The organism is Streptomyces sp. NPDC002671, assembly GCF_053592475.1.
In genome coordinates this window covers 157,178-174,735 of sequence record NZ_JBSFVU010000007.1, presented here as the reverse complement: position 1 = coordinate 174,735, position 17,558 = coordinate 157,178, and the positions used below count along the sequence as shown (strand labels likewise).

General features: G+C 72.8%; 18 protein-coding genes. 9 read left to right on the top strand and 9 right to left on the bottom strand.

From position 1 onward, the window contains the following. Window positions 1–185 precede the first annotated feature (185 nt). The 5 genes from ACWD35_RS12990 to ACWD35_RS12970 are packed head-to-tail and all read right to left on the bottom strand — an operon-like array spanning window position 186 to window position 5,703. Window positions 186–1,034, bottom strand: a complete 849-nt coding sequence (locus ACWD35_RS12990; protein WP_451351252.1) for an ECF transporter S component — start codon at window positions 1,032–1,034, stop codon at window positions 186–188. Further along, on the bottom strand, window positions 1,031–2,713 hold the full coding sequence (locus ACWD35_RS12985) for an ABC transporter ATP-binding protein (protein ID WP_451351251.1): 1,683 nt from the start codon (window positions 2,711–2,713) through the stop codon (window positions 1,031–1,033). Before ACWD35_RS12985 ends, ACWD35_RS12990 begins: the two co-directional genes overlap by 4 nt. Then, window positions 2,710–3,819: an energy-coupling factor transporter transmembrane component T gene (locus tag ACWD35_RS12980; RefSeq protein WP_451351250.1), complete on the bottom strand. Its 1,110-nt coding sequence runs from the start codon at window positions 3,817–3,819 to the stop codon at window positions 2,710–2,712. Before ACWD35_RS12980 ends, ACWD35_RS12985 begins: the two co-directional genes overlap by 4 nt. Continuing rightward, the gene (locus tag ACWD35_RS12975; RefSeq protein WP_451351249.1) at window positions 3,812–4,477 is read right to left on the bottom strand and encodes an SCO2322 family protein; all 666 of its coding nucleotides are present in this window, start codon (window positions 4,475–4,477) and stop codon (window positions 3,812–3,814) included. Before ACWD35_RS12975 ends, ACWD35_RS12980 begins: the two co-directional genes overlap by 8 nt. Beyond that, complete coding sequence (locus ACWD35_RS12970; RefSeq protein ID WP_451351248.1) at window positions 4,474–5,703, bottom strand: prenyltransferase/squalene oxidase repeat-containing protein; 1,230 nt, start codon at window positions 5,701–5,703, stop codon at window positions 4,474–4,476. The genes ACWD35_RS12975 and ACWD35_RS12970 overlap by 4 nt, the downstream gene beginning before the upstream one ends. Window positions 5,704–6,043: 340 nt before the next feature. Here ACWD35_RS12970 and ACWD35_RS12965 point away from each other — a divergent pair, with 340 nt between their 5' ends. Next, window positions 6,044–6,718, top strand: coding sequence for a phosphotransferase (locus ACWD35_RS12965; protein ID WP_451351247.1), 675 nt, complete (start codon window positions 6,044–6,046; stop codon window positions 6,716–6,718). Here ACWD35_RS12965 and ACWD35_RS12960 read toward each other — a convergent pair. After that, on the bottom strand, window positions 6,715–7,761 hold the full coding sequence (locus ACWD35_RS12960) for a hypothetical protein (protein ID WP_451351246.1): 1,047 nt from the start codon (window positions 7,759–7,761) through the stop codon (window positions 6,715–6,717). The two genes, ACWD35_RS12965 and ACWD35_RS12960, sit on opposite strands and share 4 nt — an antisense overlap. A gap of 263 nt (window positions 7,762–8,024) precedes the next feature. Here ACWD35_RS12960 and ACWD35_RS12955 point away from each other — a divergent pair, with 263 nt between their 5' ends. Then, complete coding sequence (locus ACWD35_RS12955) at window positions 8,025–8,630, top strand: XRE family transcriptional regulator (RefSeq protein ID WP_451351245.1); 606 nt, start codon at window positions 8,025–8,027, stop codon at window positions 8,628–8,630. A 24-nt stretch (window positions 8,631–8,654) separates the two neighbouring features. Here ACWD35_RS12955 and ACWD35_RS12950 read toward each other — a convergent pair whose 3' ends face one another. Beyond that, window positions 8,655–9,674: an MBL fold metallo-hydrolase gene (locus ACWD35_RS12950; protein WP_451351244.1), complete on the bottom strand. Its 1,020-nt coding sequence runs from the start codon at window positions 9,672–9,674 to the stop codon at window positions 8,655–8,657. A 235-nt stretch (window positions 9,675–9,909) separates the two neighbouring features. On the opposite strand from ACWD35_RS12950, the gene ACWD35_RS12945 reads away from it, so the two are divergent. The 3 genes from ACWD35_RS12945 (at window position 9,910) to ACWD35_RS12935 (ending at window position 12,432) form a co-directional block, all read left to right on the top strand. Further along, entirely contained in the window at window positions 9,910–10,626 is a 717-nt protein-coding gene (locus tag ACWD35_RS12945) for a hypothetical protein (RefSeq protein WP_451351243.1), read from the top strand. Between the two features lie 117 nt (window positions 10,627–10,743). After that, window positions 10,744–12,195, top strand: coding sequence for an aldehyde dehydrogenase (locus tag ACWD35_RS12940; protein ID WP_451351242.1), 1,452 nt, complete (start codon window positions 10,744–10,746; stop codon window positions 12,193–12,195). Between the two features lie 3 nt (window positions 12,196–12,198). After that, window positions 12,199–12,432 (top strand): ferredoxin, encoded by a 234-nt coding sequence (locus ACWD35_RS12935; protein WP_451351241.1) that lies wholly within the window; start codon window positions 12,199–12,201, stop codon window positions 12,430–12,432. 34 nt (window positions 12,433–12,466) lie between these two features. Here the strand turns inward: ACWD35_RS12935 and ACWD35_RS12930 are convergent, their stop codons facing one another. Continuing rightward, window positions 12,467–13,099: a TetR family transcriptional regulator gene (locus ACWD35_RS12930; RefSeq protein WP_451351240.1), complete on the bottom strand. Its 633-nt coding sequence runs from the start codon at window positions 13,097–13,099 to the stop codon at window positions 12,467–12,469. 220 nt (window positions 13,100–13,319) lie between these two features. Between ACWD35_RS12930 and ACWD35_RS12925 the strand changes: the two genes are divergently transcribed. Genes ACWD35_RS12925 through ACWD35_RS12915 form a run of 3 tightly spaced genes read left to right on the top strand, consistent with a single transcriptional unit; the run spans window position 13,320 to window position 16,542 of the window. Beyond that, the gene (locus ACWD35_RS12925; protein WP_451351239.1) at window positions 13,320–14,711 is read left to right on the top strand and encodes a glycosyltransferase family 4 protein; all 1,392 of its coding nucleotides are present in this window, start codon (window positions 13,320–13,322) and stop codon (window positions 14,709–14,711) included. After that, window positions 14,705–15,475 (top strand): class I SAM-dependent methyltransferase, encoded by a 771-nt coding sequence (locus ACWD35_RS12920; protein WP_451351238.1) that lies wholly within the window; start codon window positions 14,705–14,707, stop codon window positions 15,473–15,475. The genes ACWD35_RS12925 and ACWD35_RS12920 overlap by 7 nt, the downstream gene beginning before the upstream one ends. Then, the gene (locus ACWD35_RS12915; RefSeq protein ID WP_451351237.1) at window positions 15,472–16,542 is read left to right on the top strand and encodes a prenyltransferase/squalene oxidase repeat-containing protein; all 1,071 of its coding nucleotides are present in this window, start codon (window positions 15,472–15,474) and stop codon (window positions 16,540–16,542) included. The genes ACWD35_RS12920 and ACWD35_RS12915 overlap by 4 nt, the downstream gene beginning before the upstream one ends. Here the strand turns inward: ACWD35_RS12915 and ACWD35_RS12910 are convergent, their stop codons facing one another. After that, window positions 16,543–16,833 carry a hypothetical protein gene (locus ACWD35_RS12910; protein WP_451351236.1) on the bottom strand — a complete coding sequence of 97 codons (291 nt, stop codon included), beginning with the start codon at window positions 16,831–16,833 and terminating at the stop codon, window positions 16,543–16,545. Window positions 16,834–16,986: 153 nt separating this feature from the next. On the opposite strand from ACWD35_RS12910, the gene ACWD35_RS12905 reads away from it, so the two are divergent. Then, window positions 16,987–17,556 carry a hypothetical protein gene (locus ACWD35_RS12905; RefSeq protein ID WP_451351235.1) on the top strand — a complete coding sequence of 190 codons (570 nt, stop codon included), beginning with the start codon at window positions 16,987–16,989 and terminating at the stop codon, window positions 17,554–17,556. Window positions 17,557–17,558 lie beyond the last annotated feature (2 nt).

Sequence of the window (17,558 nt, the reverse complement as noted above, 5' to 3'; positions counted from 1 at the left end):
CCCCTATTACTAGTTGTGGCCGGATCGGCGTGCCTCGTCCGTTGTGTGGCGTGGGTCTCAATGTGCAGGTCGGACGAGGTGTCAGAACGGATGTATCGGACAAATGGGACTACGAGCCCGGGTCGTAGGTGACGTGCGTCATGTGGGCTGCTTCACCGGTTCGCCGACCGTCCGGATACGGACCCTCACGCACCGGGAGCGTCGAATGTGACCGCGGTCTCGAAAGCGGCCCGGCGCGTGGCCCGGCGCAGCGCGCGCAGCAGCGCCGGGCCGAGCGCGAGCGTGAGAACCACCGTGCAGACGGCCCGGCCCAGGTCCCAGCCGAGGGACGTGGCCAGGCAGTACGCGAGGAAACGGGCCAGGTTGGCGGGGACCGCGGCGTGCGGGTCGAAGGCGATGTTCGAGGCCAGGGCGCCCATGAAGGGCCAGCCGGCCAGGTTCATGACCGTGCCGTAGGCGAGGGCGGCGACAGCGCCGTACCCGGCGAGCAGGAGCAGTTCGGCACGACCGCGCAGGCGGTACGGCGCCGGGAGCAGCCCGGCGCCCATGGTGAACCAGCCCATCGCCAGCATCTGGAACGGCAGCCACGGGCCCACCCCGCCCGTGAGCAGCGCGGAGGCGAACATCGTCACCGAGCCCAGCGCGAAGCCGAAGCCCGGGCCCAGGACCCGCCCGCTGAGCACCATCAGGAAGAACATCGGCTCGATCCCCGCCGTGCCCGCGCCGACCGGGCGCAGCGCGGCCCCGGTCGCGGCCAGCACGCCCAGCATGGCGACGGCCTTCGGGCCGAGGTCCGACTCGGAGATCGTCGCCGCCACGACCGCGACCAGCAGCGCCAGCAGCCCCGCGAACAGCCAGGGCGCGTCCTGGGCGTGAGCGCTCAGTTGCGAGCCGGGCGGGGCGAGAAACGGCCAGCCGAAGGCGACGACCCCGACGGCGCCGGTCAGGACCAGGGCCGCGACGGAGCGGGGGCCGAGGCGGACGGGGCGGGCGGCGCGGGCCGGCTCGGTGCCGCGGGCTCGCTCGGTGCTCACGCCAGCGCCTCCCGCACCTCGGCGACCGTCAGCCACTCCTGCGGGGCCAGGATCTTCGTCACCTGCGGGGCGAAGGACGGGGAGGACACGACTATCTCCGCCGTCGGCCCGTCGGCGATCACCTCGCCCTCGGCGAGCAGCACCACCCGGTGGGCGAGCTCGGCCGCCAGTTCCACGTCATGGGTGGCCAGCACGATCGCGTGCCCCGCGGCGGCCAGCTCGCGCAGTACGGCGACCAGGCGTGCCTTCGCCGCGTAGTCCAGGCCGCGTGTCGGCTCGTCCAGCAGGAGCAGGGGCGGGCGCGCGGTCAGGACGACGGCCAGGGCGAGCGTCAGGCGCTGCCCCTCGGAGAGGTCACGCGGATGCGTGTCGTCCGTGATGCCCGGCAGCAGCTCGGACACCAGGGCCCGGCAGGTGCCCGGCTCGGCCTCCGCGTCCCGGTCGGCGGCCTCGCACTCGGCGCCCACCGTGTCGGCGTACAGCAGGTCGCGCGGTTCCTGCGGGACGAGACCGACCCGGCGCACGAGTTCGCGCGGCGCGGTGCGGTGCGGTACGGCTCCGCCGACGCGGACCGTGCCCGAGGTCGGCTCCACCAGCCCGACCAGGGAACCGAGCAGCGTGGACTTCCCGGCCCCGTTACGGCCCATCAGCGCGACCGTCTCCCCAGGGGCCACGGCCAGATCGACCCGTCGCAGGGCGTCGACCCCGCCCCGGCGGACGGCGAGGGCGCGGACCTCGGCGGTCCGCGAGGGCTCCGGCTCGGGCACGGCGCGCCGGAAGAGACGTGCGCGGGCCGGCTTGAGCGGGGCGGAGGCGGAGACAGGGGGAGGGGCGGTCGGGCGCCGGGCCTGGGAAGGGATCCGGTCCGCGAGGCGTGCCCGCAGGGCACCCGCGCGGCGGCGGGCGTCCCGGACGGTCAGGGGCAGGGGGTCCCAGCCCGCGAGGCGGCCCAGGTCCACCACCGGTGGGCACACCGGGGAGACGGCCATCACCTCGGACGGGGTGCCGAGGACCGAGGCCGCGCCGGGGGCGGGCAGCAGGACGACGCGGTCGGCGTAGTGGACGACCCGCTCCAGACGGTGCTCGGCCAGCAGGACCGTCGTGCCGAGGTCGTGGACCAGGCGTTGCAGCACCGCCAGCACCTCCTCGGCCGCGGCCGGGTCGAGTGCCGAGGTCGGCTCGTCGAGGACCAGCACCCGGGGGTGCGGGGTGAGGACCGAGCCGATCGCGACCCGCTGCCGCTGCCCGCCGGACAGCGTGGCGATCGGACGGTCGCGCAGCCCGGCCAGGCCCAGCAGGTCGAGGGTCTCCTCCACCCGGCGCCGCATCACCTCCGGGGCAAGGCCCAACGACTCCATGCCGTAGGCGAGTTCGTCCTCCACGGTGTCGGTCACGAAGTGCGCGAGCGGATCCTGCCCCACCGTGCCGACGACGTCGGCCAGTTCGCGCGGCTTGTGCGTGCGGGTGTCCCGCCCGGCCACGGTGACCCGGCCGCTCAGGGTCCCGCCGGTGAAGTGCGGCACCAGCCCGCTGACCGCGCCCAGCACGGTCGACTTCCCGACCCCGGACGGGCCGACCAGCAGCACGAGTTCACCCTCGGGCACCTCGAAGTCCACGCCGCGCACGGTGGGTTCGGCCGCGCCCTCGTACGTCACGCTGACATCCTCGAAGCGGATCACGACGGCTCCTTGGGGCCCTGGGGGACGACGAAGGCGGGCAGCAGGGCGAGCAGTACGGCCGCGGCGGGCCACACGGGGAGGGTCGGCGCGACCAGGGGTACGACCCCGGGATGCAGCGCGTCCGGATCCTGGGCGGAGGCCAGCGTGAGCAGCGCGGCGACCGCGGCCCCCGAACCCGCCACCAGCCAGGCGCGCCCGCCCCACGGGTCGGGCCGGTACCGGGTGCGCAGCGAGCGGCGACCGCCCAGCCGCAGCCCCGCCAGCGCGGCGGCGACCCCGGCCAGCAGCACCGGCAGCCCGTACGTGCCGCCCTCCGCGGTGAGCAGCCCGTACGTGCCCGCGCACACGCCGAGCAGCCCGCCGAGGGTGAGCGCGGCCGTCGTACGGCGTACGGCGGCGGGGACGTCTGCGCTGCGGCCGTAGCCGCGGGCCTCCATCGCGGCGGCGAGCGCGACCGAGCGCTCCAACGCGCCCTCCAGGACCGGCAGTCCGACCTGGAGCAGACCGCGCACGCCCCGGTCCGGCCGGCCGCGCAGCCGGCGCGCGGCGCGCAACCGCTGGACGTCGGCGACGAGATGCGGCGCGAAGGTGAGCGCGACGACCACGGCCACGCCCGTCTCGTACAGCGCGCCGGGCAGGGACTTCAGCAGCCGGGTGGGGCTCGCGAGGGCGTTCGCGGCGCCCACGCAGATCAGGAGGGTGGCCAGCTTCAGGCCGTCGTAGCAGGCGAAGACGAGCGCCTCCGCGGTGACCTCGCCGCCCAGGCGGATGCCCTGCGCCCAGTGCGGGAGCGGGACTTCGGGGAGCGTGAGGAGGATGTGCGAGCCGGGGATGGGGGAGCCGAGGACGACCGCGAAGACGAGGCGGATGAGCAGAACGGCGGCGCCGAGCCTGGCGAACGCCGTGTAGGAGCGGGACCAGGGGGCGCTGGAGCGGTGCGTGGCCACGACGTAGCCGGATGCGGCGACGAGGAGGCCGAGGAGGAGGGGGTTGGTGGTGCGGGTGGCCGCGGTACCGAGCGAGAGGGCCCAGAGCCACCAGGCGCCGGGGTGAACCGTGCTGCTGTGCCCGCGACCGGGGACGTACGACGGCGTACGGCTAGGCACGACGGCGCCTGCGGGCCTGCCATATCGCCGCGCCCGCGAGCAGCGCGACCACGCCCGCTCCGATCGGCAGGCCCAGGGAAGGGCCGCTGTCCTTCTTCGGGGACGACTCCGGGGTCCTCTTCGCGGGCGTACTGCCCTTCTTGCCCGTCTCTCCCGACGACACCTGCTCCCCGCACCCCTTCGCCGGATACCCGGCGATCGCGCACAGCAGGGCGTTCGTGTCGTAGCGCAGGGGCTTGGCGACCTGGGCGAGGGCCTCGGCCGTCGTCGCGTCGGGGGAGACGCGCGCGCAGGCCGTGCGTCCGGCGGGCGGGGTCTCGCCGGACGGGGCGTCCTCGGGTGTGCCGAAGTCGATGACCAGGGCCACCCGTTTGGTGCCCGGCTTGGCCGGGGTGTGGGCGCAGATGGTGATGAAGTCCGCCGTGCCGCGCGGCCGGCTGGCGTCGGCCGAGTCCTCGCTCACCGCGAACCGGAAGCCCTCGACGGCGCCGTCGTCGGGGCGGGCGGTCGACGGCCCCTGCGTGGCGTACGTCCAGTGGCTGCCCGAGCGCTCCCAGAACGACCAGTAGCGGTACCCGGTGGCCTGCGCCTGTACGGCGCCGGCGAGCAGGAGAACGGCGGCGACGAGCAGGGTCGCGGCACGGCGGACGGCGGTCACGGCTGCTGCTTCTTCCGGCGCCCGCTGAGCAGGAAGCCGACGCCGATGCCCGCGACGAGGCTCACGCCGACGATCCACCAGACGCTCGTCTTCGAGCTGTCCTCGTTCCGCTTCTCCTTCGCGGGCTTGGCCGTGGCCTTCGCCTGCTGAGGCGCGGGGCCCGTCGCGTCGAGCGCGCGGACCAGGTCGGTGCCGCCGAAGTCGCGCGGCTCGGCGCCGGTCGCGTGCGCGGCGAGGATCAGCTGGGCGTACGCGGCCGGGCCGCTCTGCTGCGCCCACTTCGTGGCGTTCTTCTCCAGCCAGGCGTACGACTTCTTCGCCTGCTCGATGCGGCCGGCCGCGGCGAGCGCGACGACCGTGTCCGCGGTGTTGCCGTAGTCGGGCTGGGCGGTGGCGCCGGGCAGGGCGGACTTCAGGTAGCCGGTCTTGGCGACCGTGCCGGCCAGGTACGTGGCGGCGTTCTGTGCGAGCTGCGCCGGGGTCTGCTTCTTGGCGGTGGCGCAGGCGGTCTTCGCGGGCGCCTTCCCGGCCGTCGTCACGAAGCCCTTGCCGAGCGCGCCGAGCACACCGGCGGCCGTGGCGTCCGCGTTGGCGACCAGTTTGCCCTTCTTGTCCGGCTGGTACGCGAACGCGCCACCGCCGTCCTGGGCGCAGGGGATGGACAGCTGCGCCAGCGCCTCGTACGGCGTCCCGCCGTCGTTGGGCAGCCGGGCCGTGTCCTGGCCGGCCACGGTGAGCGCGCCGATGACGAGGGAGGTGGAGTTCGTGTCGCTGGGGGCGCCCGGCGAGTAGGCCCAGCCGCCGTCCTTGTTCTGCATTCCCTTCAGCCAGTACACCGCCTTTTCGACCTCTCCGTCGTGCTCGCCGAGCGCGTTCAGGGCCTGGATGGCGGCGGCCGTGCTGTTGGTGTCGGCCGAGGCGCCCTTGCCCCCGCAGGGCTTGGCCGGGTCGGCACGGAAGGCGGCGAACCCTCCTTCGGGGCACTGCTGCTCGATCAGCCAGTCGATGGCCGAGGCGGCCGGCCGTTCGCCGAGGGTCTTCTGGGCGAGCAGGGCCAGCGACTGGCGCCACACGCCGTCGTAGGTCGGGTCAGCCTTGCCGAACAGCCCGGCGGGGACGGTGACCTTCGGGGTCGGGGACGGGGACGCTCCGGCGGCCGTGGCGGGCGCGGCGGCGGCCAACACGCCTACGGCGGCGAGAGCCGCGGCACTGCGGCGTACGTTCATGGTCGGCGACTGCCTCTCCCTGGGGGGAGCCGGCGGCGCACGGGAACACCCCGGGCGGCTCGGCTCCGTAAACCTCGACGGTGCCGTGCGCGGCGGGCCGCCGACGCACGTGAGCCGGTCAACGTCCCGTGCGAGGCAGTCCGGCTGACCGTGCGACGACGGTTCACGATTGGGGTCTCCCCGGCGTGAGCGGATTCGAGCGCTGGGGAAGGGTCAGCGACGGAATTACACCGGCTTCCCCCTGTACGGGTGTGATGACGACCCCGCCACTTTACCGGCAGCTCCGCGGCAGCTCGGAGTGGCTGTGGCCACACCGGGCCGGGGCAGTACGGTCACGCTCATGACGGTGACGGGGAAACTGATCGGATCGGGCCGCTCGGCCGATGTGTACGAGATCGACGACGCGTGGGTGCTGCGCCGGGACCGGGAGGGCTGGGGGAACGCGGCGGCCGAGGCGGACGTGATGGCGTACGTGCGGCGGCACGGGTATCCGGTGCCGAGGGTACGGACCGACGGGTCGCGCACCGACCTGGTGCTGGAGCGGCTGTCCGGGCCGACCCTGCTGGGCGCGCTCGTGGAGGGCCGGGCGGGCGCGGCGGAGGCGGGCGCGCTGCTCGCCCGGTTGCTGCGGCAACTGCATGCCGTACCGGGCCGGGACGCCGGTGACCCAGGCGCCCGCGTGTTGCACCTGGACCTCCATCCGGACAATGTGATGCTGACCCCGGACGGGCCGCGGGTCATCGACTGGTCCAACGCCGAGGACGGGCATCCGGGTCTGGACTGGGGGATGTCCGCGGTGATCCTCGCCCAGGTCGCCGTCGGTGACGAGCCCCTGGCCGACCCCGCCCGCGCGCTGCTCACCGCGCTGCTCGCCGACCCGTCCGACCTCACCGAGACGGGCCTGGCCGAGGCCCGCCGACGTCGGGCCGGCAATCCGACCATGACCCGCCGAGAGGTCGAACTCCTCGGAGACGCCGTGGAGTTGATTCGCTCGCTGGCCTTTCGGAGGGACTAGGCTGCGAACAAGTCGGACGTCGGGAGGATCGCGGCGGTCAGATGGCCGGCCATGCGGCGCAGGGCCTCCGCGCATTCGTCGGTGTCGTCGCCGCTCACCACCCAGTGGGCGAGCCGGTCGGTGACGTTCGCGTGCGGGGCCGCCGTCACCGCGTCGCCGGCCCGCTTGGTGAGGAGCATGCGCTCGGCGGACGGCTCGTGCGCGACGGCGGGGTCCAGGTCCAGTCGGGCCAGCCGGCCGGTGGCGGCCGGGTAGGCGAACTGGATCGCGGCGGCCCGCTGCCGGGTGGGGGTCAGGTCCGGGTGGCGGCCGGTGGCCAGGGTCGCGGCGGCCCGCACGAGGCCCACGCCGGTGGCCAGCTCGACCAGCAGCGGGACCAGATCGCCGGGGAGGTGCGGGACGACGTCGGCGACACGCGGGCCGCGCTCGGTGAGCCGCAGGCCGACGCGTACGACGGTGTGGGAGAGGCCGAGGGCGCGAACGGTCCGCTCGACGGCCTGGCGGCAGAACGGGTTGTGCAACAGCCCGTCGTGGGCGTGCACTTGGTGCCGCAGAGGCAGCCGGGCGGGCGGCGGGCCCAGTGCCGTACGGGTGAGCGCGGCGATGCGGACCTCGTCGTCCAGGACCACGGTCTCGGCGAAGACCAGCGGCCCCGCCATGTCCTCCGCCCCGGCCGACGGCCCGTTGAGCCGGGTCAGCAGCGTGCCCAACGACGCCCGGTCGGTGCAGGCCGCGGCCGTCTCGTACGGCAGTCCGGGCAGCCCCAGCCGCTCGGTGATCCGCGCCGCCGTGACCAGATGCTCCCTGCCCCAGGTCAGCAGGCCGCGCACCGGATGCCGGGCCGCGTACCGGGTGACCGCGTTGGCCGTCCGGATCTCGTGGCGCGGGTCGGCCGCGATGTGCCCGGACAGGAGGGGCCGCGCCCAGGGTGGCGGGTCCGTGCCGACCAGCACCACCGGATGCGCCGCGGCGATCCGTGCCAGGGTGAACTCGCCATATTCGGCCCGTTGTTCCGCACCGAGGAGAAGGACAGGCTGCGCCATCGGTGCTCACCTTCATGGGAGAAGGCGGACAGAGTGACGCCCCGGATGCCGCTCCCCCATAGGCGGCACCCGAGGCGGGCCAGATCATGCTCTGTTCTTGCTCTGTGTGTCTTGATCCTCACCCGTCGCACCATCAACTGTCAACAATTGCTGCCTCTTTGGGCAGGGAAACCTGCCGCGCCTGGTAGCGGGACGGGCGACCGGGTAGCCTCGCGTGAGCCCAGCCACCGAACCGACTACGACGTTGCCCAGGGGGGACCTCGGTGAGTGACGCCTATGCCCCGCTGGCAGAAGTGCTCGACCTGCTGGGGGAGTTGACCGGTAGCCCCGGGCGGCTGCCCGAGGTGCTCGACGTCTCCGATCTCTCCCATCGCACCGGCATCCCGGTCGGCGTCGTCGTAGCGCTGCTCTCCGGCGGCCGGGCACCCGAGGCCTGTCTGGCCGAACGGGTGCGGCAGCGGCTGGACTTCATCCGCGAGACCCGGCGCCGTCCCGACGGCAAGCGGTACTCGCTGGACGAGCTGGCCAGGATCGCCGGGACCAGCCGGCAGTGGCTGAGCGAGTGGCGCAAGAGCGGCATGCCCGGCCTGGAACACACCGACCGGCTGCGCCGGTACTTCGGCCTGCCGGCGGGCTTCTTCACCGCCGACGAGCCGGAGGCGCTGTGCGAGGCCCTGAAGCCGGTGCTGCAGGGTCTGGGGGCCGAGGCGGACCCGCTGGTGCGGCTGCGCGAGTGCGGCCTGGTCCGGCTCGCCGCACGCGCCCCGCAGATGAACCCCCGCCAGCTGACGGCCCTCGCCGACCTCGCCGAGATGATCATCTCCGCGGAGCGGGCGGGGGACGCCGCAGGCCCGGCCCCCCGCGCCTGAACACGAGGACCTCGTGCGGCGGAACTACACCGCCCGGTACGCCACCGGCTCACTCCCCGCCACGGCCTCCGCCCTCCCCAGCTTCACCAGGCGCCGCAGATGCGCCTCGGCCTCCGAAACCGCGATGTTCCGTGAGCCGTACGGGATTTCGGGCCAGGGCCGGTTCCACTCCATGCGCTGGGCCAGCTGCCAGGGGGTGAGCGGCTCGGAGAGCAGTGCCAGCAGGCCGTCCAGCCGGTCGGCGTGGTGGGCCAGCAACTCCCGCACCCGGCCCGGTGCATCGGTGAAGGCGTACTGGTGGGCCGGGAGGACTTCGGCCGGCTTCAGGCGGCCCACCCGCTCCAGGGAGTCGAGGTAGTCCCCGAGGGGATCGGTCTCGGTCGCGTCGTCGGGGTCCTCGTACAGGCCGATGTGCGGACTGATCTCCGGCAGGACGTGGTCGCCACTGAACAGGCGCCCATGGCCGGGGAGTTGGGCCGGATGCTCCTCCTCCAGGTGCAGGCAGACATGGCCGGGCGTGTGGCCCGGGGTCCAGATCGCGCGCAGCCTGCGGCCGGGCAGGTCGAGGAGTTCGCCTGGGACGATTTCCCGGTCCGGGAGGGCGGGGGAGAGGCCGGGCAGGGGGCGGGGGGTGCGGAGCGGCGCCAGGTGTGCCTCGGGGGCGCCGGCAGCCTCGAGTTTGGTGCTCATGTAAGTGAACCAGCGTTCCGGCCGGGCCTCCCGGGTGCGCCGCACGACCGCGGTGTCGGCGGCGTGCATCGCCACCCACGCGCTGGATGCCTCGCGCACCTTGGCCGACAGGCCGTGGTGGTCCGGGTGGTGATGCGTGATGACGACGCCGTACACGTCCGACACCGTCGTGCCGCAGGCGGTCAGCCCCGCCGTGAGCGCGTTCCAGGACGCGGGGTCGTCCCATCCGGTGTCGACCAGCACCGGGCCGCGGTCGGTCGCCACGACATACACCAGTGTGTGGCCGAGGGGGTTGTCCGGGATGGGCACCGCCACGGACCGCACGCCCCCGCCGTGATCGAACGTCGTCGTCATCTGTCCTCCGCCCCACGGCCGTTGCTCACTATAACTAGAACTGATGAGGCGTCAGATTGTCCACGGCAAAGACGGCCCGCCGAACCGCCGCCGCGGGTACCCCGAGCCGCCCCGTCGACGGAGATCGGAATTCCGATTCCTGTTGATATCCGGTGACAATTCACCGGTCTGAATATGAAGTTCCACTCAATAGGATCATTTCGTCCACTCCGGTCACTGCTCAAGGGGATTCCTCATGCTGAACGCATTCGCCCGCCCCCGCCGCTCGCTCCTCGCCGCCTCGGTACTCGTGAGTGCTCTGGGCGCCACCGCCGTACTGCCCGCGGCGACCGCCTCCGCCGCCACCACCGTCACGTCCACCGCCAACCCGGAGGCCCGCTACGCGGGCAAGGCCGTCCCCCTCGGCCAGCACATGGTGGCCGTCCTGCGCAACGACCCCCACGCCGGCGGTCCCGAGGCCTGGATCCGCGCGGTACCGGCGCACTGGCGCCAGGGCGACGCCTACATGTACCGCGTCCTGGCCAAGCTCGACCGCAACCACACCACGGCCGAACAACGCGGCCTGTCCCTGCGCCTGGTGAGTGTCAACGGCTCCACCCCCACACTCCGCGTGACGGCCGACGGCAGCACGCACGCCAACGTTCTGCCCAAGGTCGGCACCCCCGACGCGCGGGGCTGCACCATCATCACGGAGCAGTTCATCGGGGCCGGCAGCGTCGCCGTGCTGAGCAACGGCCTCGACGGGCCGTCGGCGTTCTTCAAGGACGCCGGTGACGGCACGCGCTTCGGAGGGGTCGTCAACCGCGCGCACCCCGCGCTGCCGAAGAGCGCCGGCTTCGTCGCCCGCATCGTGAACCCCTACGGCCCGGCTCCCAAGCTCCTCACCAACATGGAGGGCGGAGGCCACCCCGCGAGCACGACGGACTTCCCGAAGCCGGGCTGCACCAAGTGACGCGACAGCCCTGACCAGCGGCCCAGCCGCTGGTCAGGGCCCATCCGGCCCTAGGTCTGGCCTAGTTTGACTAGAACTGGTATCAGTTCTGAAACAGTGTCAGAAAGGGTGTCGGCCATGACTGAGTTCGTGGAGCACGGACAGCTGTTCATCGGTGGGGAGTTGACCGATCCCCTGGGCGGGGACGTCATCGAGGTGGTCTCCCCGCACACCGAGGAGGTCATCGGCCGGGTGCCGCACGCCGCGCGTGCGGACGTGGACCGGGCCGTGGCCGTGGCGCGCCGTGCCTTCGACGAAGGCCCGTGGCCGCGCGCCTCGTCGGCGGAGCGGATCGAGGTCGTCACGCGCATCAAGGACGGCATCCTCGCCCGGCACGAGGAGCTCGCCCGGGTGATCTCCGCCGAGAACGGCTCCCCGTACTCCTGGAGCGTCCTCGCCCAGGCGCTCGGCGCGATGATGGTGTGGGACGCGGCGATCCGGGTCGCGGGGGAGTTCACGCACGAGGAGCGCCGGGACGGGGTCCTCGGCCCGATCCTGGTCCGACGTGAGCCGGTCGGCGTGGTCGCGGCGGTCGTCCCCTGGAACGTCCCGCAGTTCGTGGCCGCCGCCAAGCTCGCACCCGCGCTGCTGAGCGGCTGCACGGTCGTACTGAAGCCGTCCCCGGAGTCCCCGCTGGACGCGTACCTGCTGGGCGAGATCGCCCGGGAAGCCGGCCTGCCGGAGGGTGTTCTGTCGATCCTCCCCGCCGACCGCGAGGTCAGCGAGTACCTGGTCGGGCACCCCGGCGTCGACAAGGTCTCCTTCACCGGCTCGGTCGCGGCCGGCAAGCGTGTGATGGAGGTCGCCGCCCGCCACCTCACCCGCGTGACGCTGGAGTTGGGCGGCAAGTCGGCGGCGGTTGTGCTGCCGGACGCGGACCTGACGGCGGCCGTGTCGGGCATCGTCCCGGCGGCCTGGATGAACAACGGGCAGGCCTGCGTCGCCCAGACCCGCATCCTCGTCCCGCGCTCCCGCTACGACGAGTTCGCCGAGGCCTTCGCGCAGGCGGCGAACGCGCTGAAGGTCGGCGACCCGCTGGACCCCGCGACCCAGGTCGGCCCGCTGGTCGCCGAGCGGCAGCAACGGCGCAGCCTCGACTACATCCGCATCGGCCAGGAGGAGGGCGCCAAGATCCTCACCGGCGGCGGCCGTCCGGCGGGCCTGGACCGCGGCTGGTACGTCGAACCGACCCTCTTCGGCGACGTGGACAACAGCATGCGCATCGCCCGCGAGGAGATCTTCGGCCCGGTGATCTGCCTGCTGCCGTACGGCGACGAGGCCGAGGCCGTGAGGATCGCGAACGACTCCGACTACGGCCTGTCCGGCAGCGTGTGGACCTCGGACGTCGAGCGCGGCATCGAGGTGGCCAGGCAGGTCCGCACCGGCACCTACTCCGTCAACACCTTCAGCCTGGACATGCTGGGCCCGTTCGGCGGCTACAAGAACTCGGGCCTGGGGCGGGAGTTCGGGCCCGAGGGGTACAGCGCGTACCTGGAACACAAGATGATCCACCTGCCGGCGGGGGCGTAGGGGATGGGCGACCGCTGGCACGTGGAGGTCGACCGTTCCGTCTGCATCGGCTCGGCGCAGTGCGTCCACCACGCCCCGGGCGGCTTCCGCCTCGACTCCGCCCGCCAGTCCCACCCCGCCGAGCCGGACACCGACGCGAGCGAACAGGTCCTCGCGGCGGCCGAGAGCTGCCCGGTGGAGGCGATCATGATCACGCTGCTGGGCAGCGGCGAACCGGTCTACCCGCCGGAGGAGTAGGTCTACCCGCCGGAGGAGTAGCGGAGTCCGCGCTTCAGGGCGCCGTTCCCGGCTCCGTCAGGTCGATCAGGCGGCACACCGTCTCGATGTCGATCTTCACCTGGGCGATCGAGGCGCGACCCGAGAGCCAGGTGATGAGGGCCGAGTGCCAGGTGTGTTCGATGACGCGGACCGCCGAGAGCTGTTCCGGGGTGGGGTGTTCCAGGCCCATCGCGTCCAGGATGATCAGGGTCGTCTGGCGGGAGACCTGGTCCACCTCGGGGCTCACGCTGCGGTCGGCGAAGGTGAGGGCGCGGACCATGGCGTCGGCCAGGTGCGGTTCGCGCTGCAGGGCGCGGAAGGCCCGCATCAGGGTCTCCGCGACCCGCTCGGCGGCCGTGTCGCCCGCCGGGGGCTTCTTCCGCAGGGTGCCGTGCATGTGCTCCAGCTGGTCCTGCATGGTGGCGACCAGCAGATGCACCTTGGACGGGAAGTAGCGGTAGAGCGTGCCCAGGGCCACCTGGGAGGACTCCGCGACCTCCCGCATCTGCACCGCGTCGAAACCGCCCCGGCTGGCCAACTGGGCGCACGCGTGCAGGATCCGGCGGCGGCGGGCCTCCTGCCGCGCGGTGAGCGGCGGCGAGGCGGGCCGGACCGTACTGGCTTCCCCCTTGGATTCCGCAGGCATGGGTCCCGTTCCGTGACAGTCGGTGAGGGCGTCCGTAGGGCACGTGATCAGACAGCAGGGCAGGGCTTCCGGCCGTGGCGTGAATCACCTGATCCACTGCTCACAGTGCCCCTACCTGCCGGTAGATTCAGAGCCTCTTGAACGATCAAGTCTGAAACTTGTTCTAGATTAGCGTCCCGTCATAGTCTCGCGGGACAGTGCAGGCAGAAGGGGGCACAGAGTGACCGCTGAGGCCCGGGCCGCGGGCGCCCACAGGGACCCCGCGGCCGACGGCGAGCGACCGCTCGACATCGCGCTCCTCACCTACAAAGGGAACCCGTTCTGCGGCGGCCAGGGGGTCTACGTACGCCACCTGTCGCGTGAGCTGGCCCGCCTCGGCCACCGCGTCGAGGTCATCGGCTCCCAGCCGTACCCCGTACTGGACGAGAACGACGCCTACGCCGGCCGGCTGAGCCTGACCGAGCTGCCGAGCCTCGACCTCTACCGCCAGCCCGACCCCTTCCGCACCCCGAAGCGGGACGAGTACCGGGACTGGATCGACGCCCTCGAGGTCGCCACCATGTGGACCGGCGGCTTCCCCGAGCCGCTCACCTTCTCGCTGCGTGCCCGCCGCCATCTGCGCGCCCGCGCAGGTGAGTTCGACGTCGTCCACGACAACCAGACGCTCGGATACGGGCTGTTGGGCGACGTCGGCGCGCCCCTGGTCACCACCATCCATCACCCCATCACCGTGGACCGGCAGTTGGAGCTGGACGCGGCCGAGGACCGCAAGCGCCGCCTGTCCGTGCGCCGCTGGTACGCCTTCACCCGGATGCAGAAGCGCGTGGCCCGCCGCCTGCCCTCCGTGCTCACCGTCTCCGGCACCTCCCGCCAGGAGATCGTGGACCATCTCGGCGTCCGCGACGACCGCATCCACGTCGTCCACATCGGCGCCGACACCGACCTGTTCGCGCCGAATCCGGCCGTCCCCCAGGTGCCCGGACGGATCGTCACCACCTCCAGCGCCGACGTGCCGCTCAAGGGCCTGGTCTTCCTCGTGGAGGCGCTCGCCAAGGTGCGCACCGAGCACCCGGCCGCCCACCTCGTCGTCGTCGGCAAGCGCCCCACCGAGGGCCCCGTCGCCCAGGCCATGGAGCGCTACGGCCTCGAAGGCGCCGTCGAGTTCGTCAAGGGCATCTCCGACGCCGAACTGGTCGACCTGATCCGCTCGGCCGAGGTCGCCTGCGTGCCCTCCCTGTACGAGGGCTTCTCGCTGCCCGCCGCCGAGGCCATGGCCACCGGGACCCCGCTGGTCGCCACCACCGGCGGCGCGATCCCCGAGGTCGCGGGCCGCGACGGCGAGACCTGCCTGGCCGTCCCGCCCGGCGACGCGGACGCGCTGGCCGCCGGGCTGACCTGGCTGCTCGGCGACCCGGAGCTGCGGGCACGGCTCGGCCGGGCCGGCCGGCAGCGCGTCCTCGACCGCTTCACCTGGGCCCGGGCCGCCGAGGGCACCGTGGCCCGCTACCGCGAGGCCATCGCCGGCTCCGGCGGCCCGCGCCCCCAGCCGCACACCGAGGGCCGTCCCGCGGCCACCACAGGCGTCTACACCGAAAGCAGGGCCACGTGCTGACCGTCGACTTCTCCCGGTTCCCGCTCGCCCCGGGCGACCGTGTCCTGGACCTCGGCTGCGGGGCCGGCCGGCACGCCTTCGAGTGTTACCGGCGCGGCGCGCAGGTCGTGGCCCTCGACCAGAACGCCGAGGAGATCCGCGAGGTCGCCAAGTGGTTCGCGGCGATGAAGGAGGCCGGCGAGGCCCCCGAGGGCGCCACCGCCACGGCCATGGAGGGCGACGCGCTCGCGCTGCCCTTCCCGGACGAGTCCTTCGACGTCGTCATCATCTCCGAGGTGATGGAGCACATCCCCGACGACAAGGGTGTCCTCGCCGAGATGGTGCGCGTGCTCAAGCCGGGCGGGCGCATAGCCGTCACCGTGCCCCGGTACGGCCCCGAGAAGGTCTGCTGGACGCTGTCCGACGCCTACCACGAGGTCGAGGGCGGCCACATCCGCATCTACAAGGCCGACGAGCTGGTGGCGAAGATCCGCGAGGCGGGCCTGAAGCCGTACGGCAGCCACCACGCGCACGCCCTGCACTCGCCGTACTGGTGGCTGAAGTGCGCGTTCGGCGTCGACAACGACAAGGCGCTGCCCGTGCGGGCGTACCACAAGCTGCTGGTCTGGGACATCATGAAGAAGCCGCTGGCCACCCGGATCGCCGAGCAGGCGCTGAACCCGGTGATGGGCAAGAGCTTCGTGGTCTACGCGACCAAGCCGCACCTGCCCCGGGTCGACGAGAGCGCCGAGGCCGTTGCGGCCTCCGAGGCGGTCGCCAAGTGACCACCCCCCGGACAGAACACCTCGTCCTGCCCGGGGTCCTCACCGCCGAGCAGGCCGCCGCTACCGTCCGCGGCATCCTCGCCGTACAGCGGGAGGACGGTGCGATCCCGTGGTTCCGGGGCCACCACCTCGACCCGTGGGACCACACCGAGGCCGCCATGGCCCTGGACGCGGCCGGCGAGCACGAGGCGGCCGAGCGGGCGTACAGCTGGCTCGCGCGCCACCAGAACGAGGACGGCTCCTGGTACGCCGCCTACGCGGACGGCGCCCACGACGACGTCACCGACCGCGCCCGCGAGTCGAACTTCGTCGCCTACATAGCCGTCGGCGTGTGGCACCACTATCTCGCCACCGGGGACGACACGTTCCTCGACCGCATGTGGCCCACCGTCTATGCGGCCGTCGAGTGGGTGCTCGCGCTCCAGCAGCCGGGCGGCCAGATCGGCTGGCGGCGCGAGGACGACGGCACGCCCACCGCGGACGCCCTGCTCACCGGCAGCTCCTCCGTCCACCACGCCCTGCGCTGCGCCCTGGCCATCGCCGAGCAGCGTGAAGAGCCGCAGCCCGACTGGGAGTTGGCCCTCGGCGCGCTGCGGCACGCGATCCGACGGCACCCGGAGCGGTTCCTCGACAAGGACCGCTACTCGATGGACTGGTACTACCCCGTCCTCGGCGGCGTGCTGACCGGAGCGGAGGCCAAGGCCCGCATCGAGGCCGACTGGGAGCGCTTCGTCGTCCCCGGCTACGGCGTGCGCTGCGTGGTGCCCAACCCGTGGGTGACCGGCGGCGAGTCCAGCGAACTCGCCCTGGCGCTGTGGGCGATGGGCGAATCCGACCGGGCCCTGGACATCCTCCAGTCCATCCAGCACCTGCGCGATCCGGACAGCGGCCTGTACTGGACGGGGTACGTCTTCGACGACGACGCGATCTGGCCCCTCGAACTCACCACGTGGACGGCCGGCTCCCTCCTGCTGGCCGTCGCCGCCCTCGGCGGCCACGACGCCACGTGCGCGGTGTTCGGCGGCGACCACCTGCCGACGGGCCTGGACCCCGACTGCTGCGCATAGTCAGCGCAGCCGGTTGGCGATGGCATGGCCCACGAACAGGTAGAGCACGGCGGCGAGGCCGTAACCGACGACCACCCGAGCCCATTCCTGGTCGAAGGTGAAGATGTCCTGGGTCCAGCCCGCCAGCTGCACGGCCACGTCGTGGATGAACCGGACCACACCGTTGGACCGGTTCGCGTGCACCAGGTACAGGAGGATCCACAGACCGAGGATCAGCGCCACGACGTCGGCGACGCCTGCGATGACCCGCCCGGCCGGATTCTCGCCGCGGTAGCGATAACGAGGGGTCATACCTGCCTGATTACCGCGAAACGGATAATTAAACCCTCAACGGGTTCCCTCCGGGCAGACCCGAACGGGTTCCCCTGAGTGGCACACACCGGCCGGCCGGGTGAGCCTGCCGGAGGAAGCAATCGCTCGGGGAGGACACGTCGGGAGGACCCCGTGCCCGTACCGATACGGCGCCTTGCCGTGGCGCTCACCCTGTGCTGCGCCCTGCTGGCCGGTTCCACGGCATGCGGAAGCAGCGAGAAGAGCAGTACGCGGGACGCGACGGCGGTGACCGCCGTGCCCGCCGCCGACACCCCCAGCCCGACGACGTCCGCCGAGCGCCAGAAGTTCGCCAAGACCCGGTTCGTGGCGAACGCGGCCCTCGCGGCCGGCGCGACCTACCAGTGGATCGTGAAGCCCTGGAAGGCGGGCAAGTTCAAGAAGGGCGCCCACGGCCGCAAGACGGCCCTGGTCAAGGCCGGTCTCGCCGGCGCCTTCACCTACAACCGGCTCAAGGCCGCCGTCAGCAACGCCAAGGGTGACCCGGCCCTCTCCAAGGCGCTCGCGCCGCTCAGCGCCGGCATCGAGGCCCTGAAGAACCTGCCGTCCAAGCTCCGCGCGGGCGACGCCGGCGCGGTCAGCTCCTTCAACGACGTCATCGGCAAGGTGAAGGACGCGGGCGCGAGCGTCGGCGCCCCGGTCAAGGACCAGGTGCCGTCCGCCTCCCAGCTGACCAAGGGGTAGGA